This is a genomic window from Undibacterium sp. GW821-FHT07F11 (assembly GCF_059418665.1).
In genome coordinates, this window is the sequence record NZ_JBWKQH010000017.1 from 1 (window position 1) to 19417 (window position 19417).

General features: G+C 47.2%; 18 protein-coding genes, 3 tRNA genes, 2 pseudogenes and 1 riboswitch. Of the genes and pseudogenes, 11 read left to right on the plus strand and 12 right to left on the minus strand.

What is annotated here, in order from left to right:
* From AC07OI_RS29110 to AC07OI_RS29125, 4 genes and pseudogenes are all read right to left on the minus strand, one after another.
* Positions 1 to 74 (minus strand): annotated as a pseudogene (locus AC07OI_RS29110) (GTP-binding protein); the annotation flags it as partial.
* A gap of 78 nt (positions 75 to 152) precedes the next feature.
* A tRNA-Thr gene (locus tag AC07OI_RS29115) sits at positions 153 to 227 on the minus strand.
* 33 nt (positions 228 to 260) lie between these two features.
* Positions 261 to 334 (minus strand) — tRNA-Gly (locus AC07OI_RS29120).
* A gap of 48 nt (positions 335 to 382) precedes the next feature.
* A tRNA-Tyr gene (locus tag AC07OI_RS29125) sits at positions 383 to 468 on the minus strand.
* Between the two features lie 276 nt (positions 469 to 744).
* Here AC07OI_RS29125 and AC07OI_RS29130 point away from each other — a divergent pair.
* A complete protein-coding gene (locus AC07OI_RS29130) occupies positions 745 to 1341 on the plus strand; it encodes a TetR/AcrR family transcriptional regulator (RefSeq protein ID WP_495259574.1) in 597 nt (198 codons plus the stop codon).
* Between the two features lie 52 nt (positions 1342 to 1393).
* Here AC07OI_RS29130 and AC07OI_RS29135 read toward each other — a convergent pair whose 3' ends face one another.
* Entirely contained in the window at positions 1394 to 2143 is a 750-nt protein-coding gene (locus AC07OI_RS29135) for an MgtC/SapB family protein (protein WP_495259575.1), read from the minus strand.
* Between the two features lie 160 nt (positions 2144 to 2303).
* A riboswitch (yybP-ykoY riboswitch) is annotated at positions 2304 to 2469 on the plus strand.
* 51 nt (positions 2470 to 2520) lie between these two features.
* Here AC07OI_RS29135 and AC07OI_RS29140 point away from each other — a divergent pair.
* From AC07OI_RS29140 to AC07OI_RS29150, 3 genes are read left to right on the plus strand one after another with little or no spacing between them, the layout of a single operon-like run.
* Positions 2521 to 3102 (plus strand): TMEM165/GDT1 family protein, encoded by a 582-nt coding sequence (locus AC07OI_RS29140; RefSeq protein WP_495259576.1) that lies wholly within the window; start codon positions 2521 to 2523, stop codon positions 3100 to 3102.
* Between the two features lie 45 nt (positions 3103 to 3147).
* Complete coding sequence (locus AC07OI_RS29145) at positions 3148 to 3510, plus strand: arsenate reductase family protein (protein WP_495259577.1); 363 nt, start codon at positions 3148 to 3150, stop codon at positions 3508 to 3510.
* 6 nt (positions 3511 to 3516) lie between these two features.
* Entirely contained in the window at positions 3517 to 4320 is an 804-nt protein-coding gene (locus AC07OI_RS29150) for a hypothetical protein (RefSeq protein ID WP_495259578.1), read from the plus strand.
* Between the two features lie 49 nt (positions 4321 to 4369).
* Here the strand turns inward: AC07OI_RS29150 and AC07OI_RS29155 are convergent, their stop codons facing one another.
* The 5 genes from AC07OI_RS29155 to AC07OI_RS29175 all read right to left on the minus strand — a co-directional run bounded on the left by AC07OI_RS29155 (position 4370) and on the right by AC07OI_RS29175 (position 10038).
* Positions 4370 to 5032, minus strand: coding sequence for a LysE family transporter (locus AC07OI_RS29155; RefSeq protein WP_492705135.1), 663 nt, complete (start codon positions 5030 to 5032; stop codon positions 4370 to 4372).
* Positions 5033 to 5117: 85 nt separating this feature from the next.
* Complete coding sequence (locus tag AC07OI_RS29160) at positions 5118 to 6674, minus strand: HDOD domain-containing protein (RefSeq protein ID WP_492705133.1); 1557 nt, start codon at positions 6672 to 6674, stop codon at positions 5118 to 5120.
* An 87-nt stretch (positions 6675 to 6761) separates the two neighbouring features.
* Positions 6762 to 8390: a tetratricopeptide repeat protein gene (locus AC07OI_RS29165; RefSeq protein ID WP_492705132.1), complete on the minus strand. Its 1629-nt coding sequence runs from the start codon at positions 8388 to 8390 to the stop codon at positions 6762 to 6764.
* 209 nt (positions 8391 to 8599) lie between these two features.
* Complete coding sequence (locus AC07OI_RS29170) at positions 8600 to 8797, minus strand: DUF2905 domain-containing protein (RefSeq protein ID WP_492705131.1); 198 nt, start codon at positions 8795 to 8797, stop codon at positions 8600 to 8602.
* A gap of 71 nt (positions 8798 to 8868) precedes the next feature.
* Positions 8869 to 10038 carry a class I SAM-dependent methyltransferase gene (locus tag AC07OI_RS29175; RefSeq protein ID WP_495259579.1) on the minus strand — a complete coding sequence of 390 codons (1170 nt, stop codon included), beginning with the start codon at positions 10036 to 10038 and terminating at the stop codon, positions 8869 to 8871.
* Positions 10039 to 10094: 56 nt separating this feature from the next.
* Between AC07OI_RS29175 and AC07OI_RS29180 the strand changes: the two genes are divergently transcribed.
* From AC07OI_RS29180 to AC07OI_RS29210, 7 genes and pseudogenes are all read left to right on the plus strand, one after another.
* A complete protein-coding gene (locus AC07OI_RS29180; protein WP_495259580.1) occupies positions 10095 to 10889 on the plus strand; it encodes an SDR family oxidoreductase in 795 nt (264 codons plus the stop codon).
* 13 nt (positions 10890 to 10902) lie between these two features.
* Entirely contained in the window at positions 10903 to 11301 is a 399-nt protein-coding gene (locus tag AC07OI_RS29185; RefSeq protein WP_492705126.1) for a dihydroneopterin aldolase, read from the plus strand.
* A gap of 44 nt (positions 11302 to 11345) precedes the next feature.
* A pseudogene (locus AC07OI_RS29190) lies at positions 11346 to 11516 on the plus strand (tRNA 2-thiocytidine(32) synthetase TtcA); the annotation flags it as partial.
* A 133-nt stretch (positions 11517 to 11649) separates the two neighbouring features.
* Positions 11650 to 12969 carry a tyrosine-type recombinase/integrase gene (locus AC07OI_RS29195; protein WP_495259581.1) on the plus strand — a complete coding sequence of 440 codons (1320 nt, stop codon included), beginning with the start codon at positions 11650 to 11652 and terminating at the stop codon, positions 12967 to 12969.
* Complete coding sequence (locus tag AC07OI_RS29200) at positions 12947 to 14485, plus strand: hypothetical protein (RefSeq protein WP_495259582.1); 1539 nt, start codon at positions 12947 to 12949, stop codon at positions 14483 to 14485. Before AC07OI_RS29195 ends, AC07OI_RS29200 begins: the two co-directional genes overlap by 23 nt.
* Positions 14460 to 16922: a site-specific integrase gene (locus AC07OI_RS29205; RefSeq protein WP_495259583.1), complete on the plus strand. Its 2463-nt coding sequence runs from the start codon at positions 14460 to 14462 to the stop codon at positions 16920 to 16922. The genes AC07OI_RS29200 and AC07OI_RS29205 overlap by 26 nt, the downstream gene beginning before the upstream one ends.
* 1 nt (position 16923) lies before the next feature.
* Positions 16924 to 17358, plus strand: a complete 435-nt coding sequence (locus AC07OI_RS29210; RefSeq protein ID WP_495259584.1) for a hypothetical protein — start codon at positions 16924 to 16926, stop codon at positions 17356 to 17358.
* Positions 17359 to 17519: 161 nt separating this feature from the next.
* On the opposite strand, the gene AC07OI_RS29215 is transcribed toward AC07OI_RS29210, so the two are convergent.
* Together AC07OI_RS29215 and AC07OI_RS29220 are read right to left on the minus strand one after the other, a co-directional pair.
* Positions 17520 to 18221 carry a PIN domain-containing protein gene (locus AC07OI_RS29215; protein WP_495259585.1) on the minus strand — a complete coding sequence of 234 codons (702 nt, stop codon included), beginning with the start codon at positions 18219 to 18221 and terminating at the stop codon, positions 17520 to 17522.
* Entirely contained in the window at positions 18218 to 18844 is a 627-nt protein-coding gene (locus AC07OI_RS29220) for a hypothetical protein (RefSeq protein ID WP_495259586.1), read from the minus strand. The genes AC07OI_RS29215 and AC07OI_RS29220 overlap by 4 nt, the downstream gene beginning before the upstream one ends.
* Positions 18845 to 19417: the final 573 nt, after the last annotated feature.

The window sequence follows — 19417 nt, forward strand, 5'->3', positions numbered from 1 at the left end:
TTACCGTGATCAACGTGGCCAATTGTACCGACGTTGACGTGCGGCTTGGTGCGCTCGAACTTACCTTTTGCCATTTTGGACTCCTAACGATTTTGATGAGAATGCTCAGGCACGCGCCCGACAAATCAGACTTGAAAACACCAGACTAACCTTGGTGCCCTTGACGTGGATTGAACACGTGGCCTCTCCCTTACCAAGGGAGTGCTCTACCACTGAGCTACAAGGGCAGCTTGCTGCGCAAAACCCCGCGCAAGTAAAACTGGAGCGGGTGAAGGGAATCGAACCCTCGTCATAAGCTTGGAAGGCTTCAGCTCTACCATTGAGCTACACCCGCAAAGGCCACCACTTCAGCCGCTAATTTCTAAATTCAATTCTTTACCTGTGGTGGAGAGGGCTGGATTCGAACCAGCGTACTCGTAAGAGAACAGATTTACAGTCTGTCGCCTTTAACCACTCGGCCACCTCTCCGCAGGGAACCCCGAATTATGGAGATACTCGACCCAACTGTCAACACCCTTTTGAGAATTTCTTACTCAAACAAAAGCGCGATTTATCGAAAAATTCTCTAAATATTTGATTTTATTGATTATTTATAAAATCATATGTATTAAAAAGATACGAGGAAAATCCGCAGCAGATGAGACAGATTGATTTCTTCACCATGCCTTTGTTGCAACTTGCCTACAATCACCATTGCTGGCAAGCTCAAGGTATGATGTTGACATCCTATCAAACACCTTAGCCATGGCCCGCACCCTCGCATCCGATTATCAATTGCAGCGCGACGATATCCTGGAAAAGGCGGCGACTGCCTTTGCCAACTATAGCTATCCCGGTACGTCCATGAGTGTGCTGGCACAGACCTGCGGCACCTCCAAAGCCAGGCTGTACCATTACTATCCCAGCAAAGAAGCCATATTGTTTGATTTGCTGAACCGTTATACACAGGTGCTGATACGCCTGGCTGAGAGTCATCATGATTTGCCAACGCTGATCGCGGCCTTCCTGGCGGAATATGAGCATTCCCAAACCCGCCATATTGCCTTGCTCAATGATGTGAAATTCCTGGAAGAGCCACAGCGCAAGCTGATACTCGATGCGCAAAGAAAAATCGTCGACTTGTTTGCTGGCGCGATACAGCGCAGCTTTCCAGACCGCACCACGGCGCAAAACCGCAGCGCCATCACCATGCTCTTGTTTGGCATGATCAACTGGACATTCACCTGGTTGAAACCGCATCAGGATGCCGACAAAATATCGTATGCTGACTTTGCCGTGCTGGTCACGCAGATTTTCATGCAAGGCATGCTGGGTGTGCCTGCTGCCTCAGACAACAAGTAAGCCGGCAACCCAGTCCACCGCAGATTACCCTGGCAATTCCGGCTAATTCCAACTAGTTACGGGCGTGAGCAATTTGATAAAACTCCATCCCTTCAAACGCCCCCAGTTCCAATGAAAGTTCGCTGATGCGCGTGGCCAGTTTGCGGCTCAGGCCCACTGCCACGAAACGCCATTCAGCACGTCCGTCCCTGCAACTGATGTTCAGGGTACCCGTGGCAATTTCATAGCCACGTGCGAGGGCCATTTTGCGCAAGGCATCTTCTCTCGGTATGAAGCCCTGACGAAATTGCATGGTGATCGCTACCGCTGGTCTGGAAGGCAGCCAGGCCTCAATTTTAGATACCCAAATCATGCAGGCGGCCGATAAAAATGCCAGCAAAATTGCTGCTGCATAAAAGCCGACACCGACCATGACACCTATGGCTGACGAAGCCCATAAAGACGCAGCGGTTGTCAAGCCGCTGATAGTGAAACCTTCACGCATGATCACACCAGCGCCAAGAAAACCGATACCGGTGACTATGCCCTGTATGGTACGCGAAGGATCAAGATTGACAGGATACTGGGCGCGTGCACCGAACCAGAAATCCGGATAGCCAGCTATCACTACCAGGGCTGCAGATGCCATACAGACCAGGCCATAAGTGCGCATGCCGGCAGCGCGGCCATGATAAGAACGTTCATATCCAACCACAAAACCCAGCAACATGGCCCCAGCCAGATTCAGGAAGATAATTGCATTCGCATGCAATTCAGACTGCGACCAAAAACTCATGAAATAGCTTGAGAAGGATTGTGTCATCGCGTCGCCCCAAATTGACTAAATTATATCTACGCAGTGTAGCAAGCAGACGAGCGCTGAACCAGTAAAACATAGTCAAATGCATCATCAAATTCCAGTATCGAACCAGCATCAAACACATACAAGCTCACTTGACAGGCGGTATGGGTTATAATTTCGCCTCTCTTTCATTGGGGAGTAGCCTGCTCCGGTTAAGTCCGGGGGAAACGCATCAACATACTTGGCCAGCCGGCCATGGTGCGTTTGGTTCAGTCAGCAGCAAGTAGTAAGTGCGCTGATTGTATTGGGCAAGACCTTTGATAGTTATGTTTCCGCTGACCAGGGATGGGGCGGGATATAGCTGTCATCGGACAAATCGCCCCATCCCGCCTATTCTCATGGAAGCTTTCCTCGTCTCTGCCCTTGCTGTCACCATTGGTGAAATTGGTGACAAAACTCAATTGCTTGCGTTGTTGCTGGCTGCCCGCTACAAGAAGCCTGGCCCTATCATACTTGGCATTCTCGTCGCGACACTGGCCAACCATACTCTGGCTGGCTTGCTGGGACAACTGGTGGCAGCGCATGTTGATAGCAGCGTAATGCGTTATCTGCTGGGCCTGTCTTTTTTGGCAATTGCTGCCTGGACGCTGAAACCGGATGAGATGGATGATGGTGGCATCAGTGAAAGCCGTTATGGCGTTTTCATGCTGACATGCGCGACCTTCTTCCTGGCAGAAATTGGCGACAAAACCCAGCTGGCGACAGTAGCACTGGCAGCCAAATATTCTGACCTGACGATGGTGATCGCCGGCACCACACTGGGCATGCTGATTGCCGATGTGCCAGCAGTCTTCCTGGGCAAGATAGCTGCACCGAATTTTCCTTTCAAGTATGTGCACTGGTGTGCTGCGGCAGTTTTTGCGGTACTGGGCGTGCTAGTGTTGTTTGGTATGGAACTCAAATTTGCAACTTCAATTTAAATAAGCCGTGTTGACACGGCAGCACCATAGAATGATGATACAGACATGATTACGATTTACCACAATCCACGCTGTTCAAAATCCCGCGAAACCCTGGCACTGGTGCAGGCGCATGCGGATGAGAGCCAGTTAGACCTGCAAGTGATTGATTATCAAAAAACACCTTTGAATTTTGCTGAACTGCAAAGTCTGCTAAGGGTATTGGATACTGGTGATGTACAGGCCATGCTGCGCAATAATGAGCCTGAATATGCCAGTCTGAAACTGGCTAATGCAGATACGGCAACGGCCCTGTCAGCCATCGCAACGCACCCGCACTTATTGCAAAGACCGATAGTGACTTATCAAAATAAAGCGGCAATAGGACGTCCGCCGGAACACGTCCTCACCCTGTTCAAGAAAGCCTGAGCCGCCATGTCAGAATTTAAACTTGCCGCTGGCAGCCACGTCAAATTTGGTTGTGTCTCCACCCAGTTGTATCCCATCCTGCGCCAGGGCCTGGCAGCAGACATGCCACGCCAGGGCTTTCAGGAAGAAGAAAACCTGCCCGCACACGGCATTATGGTGGGCGAACTGATGGCTTATTTTGCTGCCTGCGCCGCTTTTTGCAAAGCGACCAGCAGCCTGCATCATGAACATCAGCAAGTGCTGGGTGAATTCGTGAATGCGCTGCAAAGCCAGCATGGTGAAAAACCACAGATGCCAGAACTGGAAAACATTTCCCTTGCTGCCGGCCTGCCTGTGATACTGGAAATAGAGCTGGGCGAAGATTGCGTACTCACAGCAGATACGCACTTTGTATCCGACAGCGAAGCAGAAAAAAGCTGGAAGCTGTGGCGTAGTGGAGCACTCTTGCGTGAAGGCGGTATACCTGCCGCATGGATCAAGAAATTTTACTTTCCCCGTCTGCTCGACTATCGCGATGTCAGCAGTTCACGCAGCCCGCGCTCACTTGAGCAGACTACCGATACTGCCCTGATGGTGGGCGGCCTCATGCAATCCTGGCACAAGGATACGCCAGCCGATTTATTGCATGCATTCCGCAAGCAGTATGGACGTATCAATTTTTCCCAGCACAGTAGTTTTGATGAAACTGCTCTGGAGCGCTTCTTCAACCTGAACCCCATGCTGGACCCGGCAACACGTCTGTTGAATCAAATGACGATCTGGCAAGACATCGATGCGCTGGCGAAGAAACAGCAAATCCCCTTGGCCTGAAAAAACTGGAATAAAACATGCCGCCGTGAATATTCACTGGCGGCATTTTTTAATTGGACGGGCTGCGTTTGACGAAAAACAGCGCCGCACCTATCGCCATCAATATCCCGCCAAAGAAACGGTTCTGGCTCTTCAGCCATTTGGGATCACGGAAGTAACGCTGCATGGTCGATGCCGCAAATGCATAGCCATGCATGACAACCAGATCAATCGCACACATGGTCACACCCAGTATCAACAACTGCGGCAACAGCGGTGCATCATGCGAAATAAACTGCGGCAGTACGGCCACCATGAAGATAATACCCTTGGGATTGGTGGCATTCGTCAAAAAGCCCGTCAAAAAGCGTTTGGACATGGCTGGCACCTGAATATTAACGGTACTAGCGGCATGATCAGCACCCGCATCGCTTTCAGCCGCGACATCAATTTTGGCACGCCATTGACTGATCCCCAGATAAATCAGGTAAAGCGCGCCCACCGTCTTGACAACACTGAAAGCGAACTCTGAAGCCATCAGGATGGAACCAACACCTGCACCGGCAATAGCCAGTATCAGCAACAAGCCCGCTTGCAAACCCATGATGGTGCCACTGGTTTTTTTGACACCATAATTCAAGCCGTGCGACATGGACAGCACAGCGCCGGAGCCAGGTGAAACGGCGATGACGCAGGCCGCAAAGAAGAAAGTAAGCCATGTAGTGAAGTGCATGAGATTCGTCCCGCTGAGATGATGACAGGACATTGTAACCTGCAGGTTTCATCCTTGCAGTCCGTACAAGCACTTACTCTGGTGCTTAGCCACGCATCATGGCGGCCAGCAATTGACTCTTCAGGGTCTTGATGAGCGCTGTTTCATCTGGCGGTACACCTTCATCCGCGTTCACGGCGCGGTCGGCATAAAACAGGCCCAGTGGTTTTTTCTGTATCACCAAAGGCAGGATGATGAAGCTGCGTGCATCTGGCAGCAATTGTTTGTGCCAATCAGGCAACAGGTTTTGTATCTTGGGGACAGAAGCATCGGAGATCATCAGATCCACATTATTGCTCATCGCCAGATGGAATAAATTCTGGTCAGGTTTGCCGCTAAAAGCAAAACCTCTTTGTCTTTCCTGGTAATTTTCACCTATCGCCAGGCGCGCAACATAACGCACGGTTTGCAGGTCGCGCAGGCAAACAGTGGCAAAGCGAAAGCCCATGCTGCTATACAGGGTTTCCAGCACCAGCAAGATCAGGTCATTCAGCTTGAAACTGTCAGATGCCAGCATTTGCGTGACATCCTGCACACCGGCCAATAAAAGATCGCGTGCATGCTTGGGCTTGCCACTCGGGTGACGTTCATCACTCTGTATTTCGCCAGCCTCATAATTTTTCAGTAAAAGATCATTCGGCACACCATTGGTAGTGTTGGCGTCGGCTTCGCCAATATGAATATCACCCATGGCAATATCCATGCTCTTGGCTAGTTGCCGGGTTTCCGTTTCTACCTTGACCAGCATCTCATCTAGTATGGCCTGATCAAAGTCCAGCGCCTTGCCATATTTGAGCAGCAGGGGCTTGGCTTTTTCACTGAGATTGGCCCCACCGGAACTCATAATGGTAGATGCCAGGGCGTCACTGAAGCTGGCAACCTGGCGCAACCATTCAGCACGGGTATTCACTTTCTTCAATTCACCACCTGGCAAAGGCACCAGAGATTGTATGATGGTGTCAGGTATTTTCCACTCTTGCAGTGCCATTTCGCCAAAGCGTTCATAGCTGCAACCCAGCAGTGTGGAGGCAGCTTCCTGCGAAGTAGTCTGCCCGGTCTGCAACATGGCTTGTATGCGGCTATACAAGGGGTGGTCATAGGATGCCACCAGGATCTTGCCGACATTCTTGAACAAGGCAGCCACTGCGGCTTCTTCGCCATCCTGGAAGCGCCCACGCGCAGCCATTTCACGTCCTACTATACTGGCACACAGCGCCTGTACCAGTTCGCGTCTGACGCTATTGGCATGGCTTTTATCCTTGAAGCAGTCAACTAGCAACATCGCCATGGCACTGGTCTTGATGCTGTTAAAACCCAGCAAGAATATCGCCCTTGATATTGTGGTGACAGGTGCGCCTGAACTGGTGCGGTAATGGATGGTATTGGATAGCCTGAGGATTTTTTGTGTCAGGGCGACATCAGCCAGCACAAAATGCGCCAGCTTGGCAACCGGGTCTTCACTCGATGAGGTAATTTCAACGACTTTGGTAATCGACACACCCAAAGTCGGTAAATTACTCTCTTCATTGATTTGCTTGAGCAACAGATCACGCGCCGTCACCGGTGCGTGTTCGCCTAAATGAACAGAAGGTTGAATGGCCATGGTCTCCGCAACTACCTATTTTCTTAACAAAACCATTCTGAAGTCTGGTTGTTTAATCTTTTGTATCTAATTTTTTATATTTAATCTTTACTTGGCAACACGGGCAGCATTGATGCCGTATTTTTTCTGCAATTCGTCATACAGGCCACGTATCGCTTTCAGGCGCGGATTCATGGGATCAAGGCGACGTGCCGACTCGATCAGGCTGCGCGCCAGCTCACCAGTGGCATGGTCCCAACCCATGTTTTCCAGACATTTCAAGGCTGCCAGCGCGGCATTCAAGATCACTTGCGGATTATCTGGCGACTTGCGTGCAGCTGCAGCCATCAACTCTACCGAGCCACGAAAATCACCTTGCTTGGCTTTTTGCACACCCAGGGCCACCAGGTCCATGACTTCTTTCTGGCTGCGTTGCGCCAGTTCCTTGGCAAGATGTCCCTTGCCTGCGCTCTCAAACACGCCCATGGCCTTGCTCATGACTTGCTGGTTACTGGCGTTTTTCATAACGTCGAGAATAATCTCGGAAGCGTTGTCTTCCTGATCATTTTCAAGACAGCTTTTTGCCAGCCCCAACTTGGCTTCTGTAGACAGGCCTATGTCTTCACGCGAAGCGGCGACTGCATTGTCAAGCTCTTCACCCAACCTCGCATCACCCGTCTTGGCATGTACCATGGCTGCAGAAATCGCCCTGACGGCAGCAGTTTTCTTCATGCCCACCATGTTTTTTTCAAGATCGCGGATGACAGATTTGGCTTGTTCTGTATCCCCCTTCTTGACCAGGGCATCAACCAGATTCATATGGTCTTCAGGATCGCGGAATTCAGAAAACTTGGCTTTGCTGACCACTTTTTTCAAGACATTTTCAGCTGTTTCTATGTCCCCGGTTTCCAGAGCGATCTGGCCCAGCTTGCGCAAACGCCTGACGGCATGAGGTGAAACGCTGACAGCCACATCCAGTACTTCCTTCGCCTCAGGCAATTCTCCGACCATTTCGTGGGTCTTGGCCAGCCAGTCGTAAGCATCCATATATTTATTATTTTCGGACACCAGATTTTTTAAAATATCTTCTGCTTCCTGGTATTTACCCTGCATGAACAGAGTCTTGGCCAGGCCCAGTCGCGCCCAGGCCACGGCCTTTAATTCAAATAAATATTTATATAATTCTTCCGCCTCAGCCGCTTCACCCTGTATCACATGCAATTCAGCACGCAGGCGCATGAAGTCTATCGCGTATTTGGGATGATCGCGTTCACCATGATGGCAAGCCATGATGGCTTCCGGAATCAGGCCCTGTTCCATCAGACCATGGACATCGACAAAGGCCTTGCGTTTTTCCAGCGCACGGATAACGCGCTCCAGCAACATATCGGCAGTGAATGGTTTGAGCAGATAATCCGAGGGCGCAAGTTCAGCCGCACTGACTACCTTTGCATAAGAGCGCTCAGCCGTCACCATGATGAAGATGGTCGATAAAGGTGCCAGCTTGTGATGGCGCATGTCTTCCAGCAGTTGCTGGCCGTCCTGACCAACACCCAGGTCATATTCGCACAAGATCAGGTCAAATACCTTGGCTTGTATGGTGCGCACAGCCGTCCCGGCAGAAAGCCCGTGTTCTATCTTGGTAATGCCGCACAAATTGAGCATGTTGTGCAAACTGACCCGCATACCTGCATGCGGTTCAACGAGCAATGCCCTGATGTCGCTGAGTTCGCTCATTTCAACCTTTAGCGTAATTTATTGTTGATCTCGCTGCAGTGCGTGCCTGGCCGTCTTCCTGGCCGGCCTGATTAAGGCTTTATGCTTACTTTATACTTACTTTATACATAAGCAGGCAATTTCATTATATTAAAGTGACGGCGCAATAATATGGAAACTTTACCCCCATATGACAACAATGTTGCAAGGCTTTAACATATTTAACGCATTTACTTGAATATCCTTGCTAACAGCAGGACGAATAAAGAGATCAGTATGGTGGAAGCAAAGGGGAAGGAAAAATTACGGCCAAACAGTTTGAAGCGCACATCACCCGGTAAACGACCTATGCCCAGCTTTTCCAGCCAGGGCAACAAGCTGGAAAACACCACGACGGCGAGAAAGATGGTCAATACCCAGCGTAACAAAACCTGCTCCTGTTTCTTCGGTTTAATTTCCCAAAGGAAATTTCCTGCATTGCAAATTCAACTGTCGGCCATCATAAGCGATGGCTACGATCAAGACGCAATAAATTTTCCGGTAATTCCATGCCATGCCCCATGACCAGCACCTTGAACAGTTCCCCCATTTCAGCGGGCGAAACCAGTTTTTGCAGGGCATTTGCCTGTGGCAGATAGTCCAGGACTTGCTCTGGTGAGGTGCGCGCCAATACATCGGCGATGCCTGCCGCCGTCAAAAAGCTGGCCTGGCTGGTGTAATTCAATAACTCCAGCCCTGCTGCCAGACCAGCCCTGGCCATGGCGGTAAAGTCAACATGGGCGGTGATGTCCTGCAAGCCTGGCAAATAAAAGGGATCGGGATGGGCATGATGGCGGTAATGGCACATCAGGCTGCCCTGCTGGCGCTGCGGGTGATAATACTCGGCAGCTGGGAAACCATAATCTATCAGTATCGCTGCTGCTGGCTTGCCGCTGGCGAGCAGCATGGATGCCAGGCTATGCATGAAACCGCTGGCGATCGCATGGACTTCCGTCAGATAACCGACCGGCAATTCATCTGCATTAGGGATTTGCGCTATCTTGTCTGGACTGCAGGCCTGCGGCTGTTCGCGGAAAATCAGTCTTGGCATGCTGTCCTCATCTACCACTGCCACACCGACCTCATGCCAGCCATCAGCAGTCTTGATAACAAGGTCAACCGGCATGGCATCGAGCACCTCATTCCCCAGTATAATGCCGGAAAAAGAGTCTGGCATTTTTTGCAACCATTGTACTTGTGAAAAGTCTTTCAGCAACTCTTCCTGACGTGCGCGCAGTTCGCCGGACAATTCCACGATAAAATAGCGCTCTATCGCGACTCCAGACAATTGACATTCCGACAAAAAATCCAGGGCCAGCTTGCCCGTGCCTGCCCCGAACTCCATGACTTCGGCTGCAGTTTGACTGAATAACTGACTTGCCAGCCTGGCCAGGGTGGCTCCAAATAGCGGCGACATTTCCGGTGCGGTTGTAAAATCACCGTCTTTGCCTAATTTTGTGGCACCACCGCTGTAATAGCCAAGGTCAGGCGCATACAGCGCCAGTTCCATGTAGCGCGAAAACGGTATCCAGTCCTGGTGTTGGTGGATGTCGTCGATAATCAGTTGTTGCAAAGCAGATGAAGCGGCCAGCGCATCATCGCCTGGCACAGGTAGAGATAATTTATGCATAGCCGCATTGTATTGAAAACGCAGTACCCCTTGTCAAGAATTTCCATGAGAGACGTATGAGCAGCAATAGCCGCACAAACCGCACAGCACTGATCACCGGTGCCGCCAAACGCATAGGGCGGCATATCGCCCTGCATATGGCGCGGCAGGGTTGGGATATTCTTGTCCATTATGGTAATTCAGCAGCAGAAGCACAGACCCTGGTGACAGAAATCCAGACACTGGGCCGTCGTGCCCATGCCTTGCAGGCAGACCTGGCAGATGAAACAGCAACGCACGCATTGTTACCCGCAGCGATAGCCGCGATGGGCAAGATAGATTGCATCGTCAATAATGCCTCGCTGTTTGCAGAAGATGATGTGCACAGCTTCAGCCACGCCAGCCTGGACAGGCATATGCATGCCAATCTGGCCGCACCCATCATACTGGCGCAAGCACTGCATGCGGCAACAGCAGATGGCGAGCAAACCTGCGTCATCAATCTGCTGGATCAAAAGCTGTACAACCTGAACCCCGATTTTTTGTCTTACACCCTGTCCAAAGCAGCACTGCTATGTGCGACCACGACACTGGCGCAGGCGCTGGCGCCTAAAGTGCGTGTAGTTGGCGTTGCACCCGGCATCACCATGGAATCCGGTCATCAAAGCACGGCAGATTTCCAGCAGGCACACCAGGTCACGCCATTGGGCAGGTCCAGCACGCCTGAAGATATTGCCCGCACAGTCTGTTTTCTGGCTGATAGCCCTGCCATGACAGGCACCACCATCCTCGTTGATGGCGGCCAGCACCTTATTCCCTTGCAGCGCGATGTCATGTTTTTGGCGACTGCAAACCAAGCTATTTCACCTTAATCCCGGGACCACCATGTTATCCATCCTGCACCACCCCCAGCTCTCAGACTGCCGCCGCCTGTTCTTGCGCAATTATGAAATCTCCATCAACATCGGCGTACATGAGTTCGAGAAAAAGGGCGAGCAACGCGTGCTCTTCAATGTGGACCTGTATATCCCGTTGGCCCTGTCCACACCCAAGGATGACCAGCTGGAAGAAGTCGTCGATTATGATTTCATGCGTTGCACCATAGCCGACCGCATTTCCAAAGGCCATGTACACCTGCAGGAAACCCTGTGTGATGATGTCGCCACGATCATGCTGGCACATCCTAAAGTACGCGCAGTACGCATCTCTACCATGAAGCCTGATGTCTACGCAGATTGTGAAGGCGTAGGGGTAGAAGTATTCAAGATCAAAACAGATATTTAAACACTATCATGCAAGCCCTTACTGAAACACTCACTGAAACATTGATGGACGCCCCGGCCGAAGTAAAAGCCACGGTCAAGTCACAAGAAAAAATCACCTACGAAAACAATAAGCTGCACAAGCGCTTATGCCGCCTGGTTGGCCAGGCGATAGGTGATTTCAATATGATAGAAGAAGGCGACAAGGTCATGGTTTGCCTGTCTGGTGGCAAAGATATCTGCACAATTAGTTAGTTAGTAAAGATATTCACGGTATTCCCTTCGTTCATCCTCAGCAGTTCCCATATTTATCTTTACAAACTCGGGTATTCCTTATATTTTCTACAAAATATCTAGGAATATCCCGACTTTGACAACTTCCACAAAATCCTTCCATTTTGGACACGTAAAAATACTTGCCGAGCCCGTTGGGACAAGGCAATATAAAAAAAGTATTCGGCGTCCGATTCTTCTTAACAAAAATACCGGCACTATCCATGAATTCCCCACGATATACATCTATCGGGAACATGGTCAAAAAAGCCTTAACACTCAAAGATCAATTCTCTTTGATATTGCGTTTTATCTCGAATGGGTAGGCTTAAAACAGCTGAGGCAAAAGCATTGGAATGCACCTGAAACACGTGTCCGACAAGGGCAGTTGGCTATAAGTGCGCGCGAAGTTGCTGAACTCTGCAGATGGTGTCAATTATCGGCTTCAGAAATCGCTCATGCCGTTGAAAGACAAATTGCGGGATTAGCTAGCATTCCACTGAACAGCGTTGTCGATCCCTCTACTGCAGATAGCAGGATTAGAAATATTTGTAATTATTTGATATGGATCACACAAGAATTTATCCAAGCTCATTCTGACGGAGTTGAAATAAATTGGGCAAAAAACCAATCCTACAAGGAATCAATTTCCAAAAATTTTTCTAGTCAACTTAATGCACAACAGAAAGCTTCACCAATTAAGTCGTTGCGTACGATTGAGTCAAATTTGGTCAGATCCTTACTCAAAAACCACACCGTGTTTCCAAATTCAGATCAAGGAACAAGAGATAGATTGATAGTTGAATTATTTCTTGATTCAGGGCTTAGAAGTGGCGAGTTGCTTAAGCTGTACTGCGAGGATCTCGACACGAATTACGAACTTGCACCTGGCAAGAACATCGCAATTTTGAATGTCAAATTACGGCCAAATGATATTCATGACGAAAGGATGCACGAACCTGCCTCTAAGACTTTTCCTGGACCAATTCAAATTAATAAAAATCTAGCTAATCGCCTGCTAAATTATATTTTAAAGGAAAGAAGAAGCGCGATAAACAAGCGCGGCGATGAGTCTGAACAACCGTATTTATTCGTTTCACATGTTGGAGTCCAAACAGGAAAACCGATCGGCTATCGCAATCTAAATAGAATCATTTCGAAGTTAAAAAAAGTAGCTGGATTACCTAATTGGATAGCGCCGCACGTACTACGCCATACACATTTTAATGAATTTGCCGATCTTGCAGAAGAAAAAGGAGGCAGTGAGGAGGAGATAAGGGCGATGCTCACCAAACGTGGGCACTGGAGACCAGAATCGAATATGCCAGAACATTATACTCAGCGAAGAATCGCACGTAAAACGTCAGAAATAATTGAGACAAGAGATCGACTAATTGAACCGACAAAAAAAACCTAAATTCCCTGGATACGATCAATTGATTCAAAATTCAAACGGTCTTCCAGAAATCGAAATACCAAAGAAGATAAGAATTATTGATTCTGGAAAATTGATCAATGTCAATCTCGAATATATGGTTTTGGATTGCGACTCTGATAAAAGGCGTGGCATTAGAATAAACAACGCGGTTAGCGGGCTAGCGCAAATTTCCGCAAAAATCTACATTTACACCATCCTTCATGCGCTTAATGGCAGACGTAAAGTAACAACCGCCATGCGTTGGATCACGGAATTCGCACTTTTCATAAAAACTATCAAACAGTTCTGTCCTGGTCCAATTTGCACAATAACCTTAGAAATGGTGAATTGGTATGCAACTCAAAAGAATCCTTCTCAGCAAAAACTATTAAGAGGCCAGTTAATATACTGGAGCGACCTTGATTTACCAGGCATATCGATAGATTTAATAACTCATCTTCGAAATTCTCGGCCGCCTCAACCACGAAGCACTGAAGAAATTCAAGCTACGACCCCAAAAGAGAGACCGTTTTCTATAAATGAGACCCGTGGCATATTGTCGAAAATAGAAGCTCTGCTGGTTAAAGGGGTCTTTGATATGCAAACATACTCATTGTGGCGATTAATCATCTCTGAGGCCTTGAGGCCAAGTCAACTATCTCTACTTCAAGTCGGCGATATCCGTGTCCAGCATTTAAAGGGAGGCCCGACAGAAGTCTTCCTTTCAATTCCATACGTGAAGCAGGAAGGGACACCAGGTCGGAAATTTATGGTTGAGTATCTACTTTCGCGATCTGTTGGTACTGCATTGTTGCAACAACTGGAAGTTCTTCGTAGTCTCTATCAAAAGGAACTACCATCTTCATTACCTCTATTTTCGATACACAATTCACGTGGCAATTTGTCCGTAAAGGAAGATGGTATTCGCATAATTGGTCTGATAGTCAGATCAAGGAAGAAAATTAGCTCAGACTATGACGGTTTGAAAGATTTGGATTTATTCACCAGACGGTTTAAACATACGAAGTTAACTCATTTAGCAATGCTTGGAGCGCCCCGCTCGGTGCTAGCACGCGCTGGCTTTCACACCGCGGCAAATTCGATTTCACGGTATGTGACATTGTCCGAAGAAGCATTTTCCAACTACGAAACCTTATTGGAAAATACTTACAATGAAATATACCATGCGTTCAAAGGTGACATTTTGGATCGCAAAAACGCAACAAATAAAGACAATCCACATCTCATTGGTGACGTAAATATGGAAGGAGATGTGGGGTCCTGCTCAGGAACTCCTTGCGATGTCTTCGCCCCGGTCGGATGCTACACCTGTCCAAGATTCGAAGCTTTTACAGACGGGAATCACAAATCGGTACTGTTTTTTTTGGAGGCTCGGAAATCTAAAGCGACTTCTATGGGATTAGCGCAGGAAGTAATTTTAAGAGACGAGCATTTAATAAATTCCGTTAAACATGTTATAGATAAGATACATGCAATCAAAATCGACAAGAAGTAAATTTTCGATGATTGACCACTCGACTGCGGCAACTGGTGCAGATCGATTTGATGAGTTCATTCGAAAATATAGTCCGGGTGGCTACCAGGGAATATCGGTCCATTCGGCAAATTTTGAACGAGACGCCCCCTATTTCGAATGGGCTACAAGTTTACTAGCAGGTGGTGACAATATTAGTCGCTCTTGGTTCCTAAAAGAGGAATTTCTAAGTAGAGGCAGGGAAGTATTTTCGCGAGTAAGGCTGGGAAAGGAACCAAAAATAATAAATCCGCGCGGACTTATAGAACCGGGACGTTTTTTATCTTTTGCAAAAGCGTACGTGAACGTAATTACTTACGAAAAGAAGATTCGCTCCACTCCTAAAGCGCTAATACTGTCAATTAGCTATATTGAAAAAGCTCTTAGATATCTGAATAAAAACATCAATGATCCTTCAAATCTCAATTTAAAATCGTTCGAGATAGCTCACCGAGCAATTCAAGAATCCAGTCACTGCCAATCAAAAAAATATGATGTAGCTAAAGAGCTGGAAATAATGGCCTGTGTGTTGCAAAACGGATATAAGAGTAAAAATATGCACACTCGACTAACGGGCTTTAATCTTCTTAATTCACCGTTTCAATTTCGCTCGATGATAGCTTCTAGTTCACGACCGTTATTGAAAAATCCAGTGTTCCCTAGTAAAAAAGAAAGCCAAGTTGAGAATAGAATCACCAGTGAGGAAATCGTTGCTGTTGGACTGGCATATAGGAAGGCCATTTCTCAATGCGGCGCTAAAAGTCCAAGTGCATTTTTTTCTGCCCTTCTTGGTCTTGCATTCACCACAGTGTCAATGCGAATTTCGGAACTTATTTGCCTACGAAGAGATGCTATCTATAAATCTGAAGATGATTTAAGCAGAACAAGAATAAGAATTTCAAGACCAAAGATAGATTCCCATCAAGATATTCCCATATCGAAAAAACTGGCCCCGCTAGCGACGGAGATTTTTCAGACCGCTTTAGACTACTCCCAGGAAGCTCACCTCGCATTCAAATATTATATTGAACGATACCCGCATGATTTCAATTCAATTGATAAACTATATATACCTTTACGGCTGAAACAATTTTTTTCTAAAAAATACTTAAGTCTTGAAGATGCGCGAAAAATTTTTAGCGTTCCCGAGACTGCACAAGTGTTTAGCCAAAGGTTTTCGCAGGGATTTGGAAATTTAGAAAAACTGCAATTTGTTAAACGGCCTGGGGACATTAGCCCTCTAGTTTCGTTTGGTACGTCTAAGATAACAAGATTGGTAACGCTGAGGCAGTTAATACACTTCTGCAAAGACAATGAAATTATCTTTAGATCCCGACCATGTGGAGAAATGGATAAATACATTTCCATTCTCGTAGCGACACGGATGCTGTTAGGTTCGGATGTGGCGCTGAAAAAAAAACTGAAGCCCTTATTTGATAAGGGAATAGCAGGTTCAATATACATAAAGTCTGCTGACCTCAAAGCACACTTGTTGAATGACTTCAAAAAATTAAAATTTCCGCATTGGCCTTATGTATCTAAAGACCGCCAAGTCAAACTTGATGAGGCTCTGGCAGTATGGTTTCATCCAAGTCCAGCAAACGACGTTGGTGCCGGAGAAGAAAAAGGTATGTGGTGGAAACCGGAAAATTTAACACCAATAGCGATTGGTTTTCGCATAAGTTATGTAGGAAAAACTCCGCCTGCACTCTTTCTAAAACTTGGCATTAGACTTAGAAGTGGGCTGTATCCATCATTTTCACTTCATCAGGCAAGAAAATACCATCAAACAAACGCTCTTCTTGCTGGAGCAAATATTCTATTTGTTGATGAATTGGCTGGTAGAAAAACAGGGAGTCAGTCTGACTTCTATGACTTGCGTACACCTCATGAAATATTAATTCAATCAATAGATACATTTGATCCCGATGATAATTATGAAGTTGTTGGACCAATAGCATCAGCACTTGAGCAAGTAAAATTAGTCGATAGATCCGCTTTTTTGTTCGACAAGGCCGTTCCTAAGCATATTACTGAGATCGGAGGATGCGTGACTGACTGGTCGATTAATCCGTGCGAGCAATTTGGCGAATGCACAAATTGCGACAAACAGGTTTGGATGAAGGGCGACAAGACAAGACTTTCAACCATTGTTGAAAAACGTAAGCACGCAATTGCCATGATAAAAATTGCTAAGAAAAAAAAGAAAGATGGCAATACGTCGTTGTCATTAGTCCGCCAGTATCAACAATTTAATGCGGACCTAATCAGATGCAATGAAATATTAGCGTACGAAAAAAATCCGGAAATTGCTGCAGGCACTTTAGTAACATTTTCCTCGCTGGTACAACCTCTTAGCGTAACTGAACTCGTTATGAAATTGAGTGCTGAGAACAAAGAAATTGAAAAAAGGAAATAGAATGGGAATGAAAAAAATATCTGCAGCTGATCAAGTAAGTATAATTGATTGTCTACGGAGCTGGCCAAGAAGTAGAGCGCTTACTTGGGAGACGCTGCGCGAAACGCTTGGAATTAAATTTAGTGTCACTCTGGATCTTATTTGGTCCAGGCAGTCCCTGTCGGCGAATAGCGAAATTTTAGATGCTTATAAAAAAGCGAAGATTCGCTCTAAACTCGAAAAAGTTTCTGTGACCAATAAAGTACAGAATGAGTCTGAGCTGGAAAGAAAGGTTTTACTTTTGAATGAAGAATTGGATGCACTGAAAATAAAATACGACAATTTGTTACTGCGGCATACCAAAGTAATCTACAACGCATCGTTTCTGGAAGGTGGAACAAATATGTTATTCGATACCTTGCCTGACAATACCAGGGCACAAGGAGGGCAATTTTAATTGGATTTTAATCAAAAATTGAAATCAAGTCCGAAATGCGGAAACAAGAATTTCATTGTGTAATGTTTACTGGCTCGGACTTGACCTAACACGCCGCTTCCAATGATTCAATCGAGAGATATGAATATTCATAAAAATACAAGGCATTCGTGTACGAATTTTCAGTTGACTAAGCCCACTGTCCACTGGAAATTATTTACATACTCAATATTCCAGGCTTTTAACTGCGCGTCAAGTGGCGACCTCATTTCTCCCGGCTTACCATAGTCATTGGAATTTGCCGTTACGAAGCACATTGCTTTGGAAAAGCCGGATTGCCGTAACAACCCGGCAAGCTCCAAATAATGTTCGATGATGTCGCAATCCTTTGCCTCGTTTTTCCCTTTGCTCGCTGGGGCTTGGTTCGTTATTACCCGCTTCATTGCACGGCCACTACACGCATCATCGCCCTTAATTTCAAACGACTTAGCAAGAATTCCGAAAACCATATCAGTAAGCTTATCCCGCAAAGCTTCTATAGCAAATGCGTCCGCTCCCTGTAAAGCTAGGCCAGCGAGTTTGCTACACAGAACATAATGTTGAACTTGCTTCTCCCGCCTAGTTGCCAATTTCAAGACCTCGTCTCTTACTTCGCCAAGATTGCTCTCAAGCTCAGCTCGAACAATACTTGTTACTGCCAAGTAGACCTTGTTTTGCAGTGCGAGGTCCAGTAATTTCAATGCCCCCAGGATAATCTGGGTAGCATTATTCTCCTCTCTGATAGGAACCCTCACCACATCCAGCAGCGAGCAGGTGTCAATCAGCACGAGTGGCTTTGGGTCATGCGAAATCTGTTGAGCTATTGTATTGATATCAACGCTCATTCTTCCCGCTCCGATTCGAGCGCATACCGCATCGCACGTCTTGCATACGAAAAATCACCCGCGAGATCTTGAGCGCTCTCATCATCCCAGCCTTGTTCTGAGAGAAATGACACGAGCAGCTCGAAGTCGATTTCCTCGTCCTGTTTTACTGTGCTATAGACAAATGCGAGCCAGCGTTTGTCGTCAAGCGGGTGACTATGGCCCGTTGATTTGTTAGCCGATGAAGAAAATGCGATAAGCTTCTGGGAAGAGACTTCACTCAGCACATCGGTTAGCAATATCTCTGGATCCGTCAGGATGAAGTCAAAGCTGCCTTTTACACCCTGCTCGACGAATTTTTGAAGTATTTCATTATATTCGTCAGGTGCAAGCTCTCGTTTATCTAGTGGAATGATGTTGCTTACAATGATCCCGTTCTCACTCGGGGCCATCCAGAGGCGTGCCCGTCCAGATCGAGATGACTTAAGATCAAAAGCGTAATACGCCCCACCAACTTTCGCGAGAATATCGGCGTTAATTTCCCTAGGCTCAACCCAAGACTCTGGCAAGCGAGAAGCAATTATTCTGGTTACTTCTGATTCTTGCAAATCCGTTTTTATAATTAGATCCTGAAATTTCTTCATTTTCCCATCCTTTTGATAGTCATCTCTGCGCTTATAATAATTTATCGTCAAATGCCGTCTATTGATGGAATCGGCTGGCACAAAGTCTGGCGACCTGTGAGGGGGAGCGTATCCACTAGTACTCTGTTTGATTCGGATTGGAATTGCATCATCAAGAAAGGTGATGTTTCCGACGATGTTGCCCATATATTCAAAGTCCATTGGTTAACGGACTGGTCTTTGCCGCTCGCAGCAGAAGCATATTCACGCACAAAAGCTCTTCCCGCGTTGTCGGAGCAGTCCCTTTCAATGCTGCGACCTAAGTATTCTGTCTGAGGATAAACGCTATCAGACCAAAGATTAACCTCTCCAACTACAGGCGCCTTCTCGATAAATTCATTGTACTTGCCATTCGCGTCGATGATTGGGCAGGCTACAAAGCGATGTTAATGGCCATCAACAAGGCGCGCTATCTACACTTGGAGGGTAATCTTCAAAAGTCGAATCTTGTCGCTATACTTCGCCGGACGCATCCGGCCAATCTGGCCCATAGCTACCCATCAGAACTCTAACTCACTTGACCCTTCCTAGCCG

What these genes read in the sequence shown, in the direction of transcription:
- AC07OI_RS29130 (WP_495259574.1), top strand. Translation starts at nt 745, where the DNA reads ATGGCCCGCACCCTCGCATCCGATTATCAATTGCAGCGCGACGATATC.
- AC07OI_RS29135 (WP_495259575.1), bottom strand. Translation starts at nt 2,143, where the DNA reads ATGACACAATCCTTCTCAAGCTATTTCATGAGTTTTTGGTCGCAGTCT.
- AC07OI_RS29140 (WP_495259576.1), top strand. Translation starts at nt 2,521, where the DNA reads ATGGAAGCTTTCCTCGTCTCTGCCCTTGCTGTCACCATTGGTGAAATT.
- AC07OI_RS29145 (WP_495259577.1), top strand. Translation starts at nt 3,148, where the DNA reads ATGATTACGATTTACCACAATCCACGCTGTTCAAAATCCCGCGAAACC.
- AC07OI_RS29150 (WP_495259578.1), top strand. Translation starts at nt 3,517, where the DNA reads ATGTCAGAATTTAAACTTGCCGCTGGCAGCCACGTCAAATTTGGTTGT.
- AC07OI_RS29155 (WP_492705135.1), bottom strand. Translation starts at nt 5,032, where the DNA reads ATGCACTTCACTACATGGCTTACTTTCTTCTTTGCGGCCTGCGTCATC.
- AC07OI_RS29160 (WP_492705133.1), bottom strand. Translation starts at nt 6,674, where the DNA reads ATGGCCATTCAACCTTCTGTTCATTTAGGCGAACACGCACCGGTGACG.
- AC07OI_RS29165 (WP_492705132.1), bottom strand. Translation starts at nt 8,390, where the DNA reads ATGAGCGAACTCAGCGACATCAGGGCATTGCTCGTTGAACCGCATGCA.
- AC07OI_RS29175 (WP_495259579.1), bottom strand. Translation starts at nt 10,038, where the DNA reads ATGCATAAATTATCTCTACCTGTGCCAGGCGATGATGCGCTGGCCGCT.
- AC07OI_RS29180 (WP_495259580.1), top strand. Translation starts at nt 10,095, where the DNA reads ATGAGCAGCAATAGCCGCACAAACCGCACAGCACTGATCACCGGTGCC.
- AC07OI_RS29185 (WP_492705126.1), top strand. Translation starts at nt 10,903, where the DNA reads ATGTTATCCATCCTGCACCACCCCCAGCTCTCAGACTGCCGCCGCCTG.
- AC07OI_RS29205 (WP_495259583.1), top strand. Translation starts at nt 14,460, where the DNA reads ATGCAATCAAAATCGACAAGAAGTAAATTTTCGATGATTGACCACTCG.
- AC07OI_RS29210 (WP_495259584.1), top strand. Translation starts at nt 16,924, where the DNA reads ATGGGAATGAAAAAAATATCTGCAGCTGATCAAGTAAGTATAATTGAT.
- AC07OI_RS29215 (WP_495259585.1), bottom strand. Translation starts at nt 18,221, where the DNA reads ATGAGCGTTGATATCAATACAATAGCTCAACAGATTTCGCATGACCCA.
- AC07OI_RS29220 (WP_495259586.1), bottom strand. Translation starts at nt 18,844, where the DNA reads ATGAAGAAATTTCAGGATCTAATTATAAAAACGGATTTGCAAGAATCA.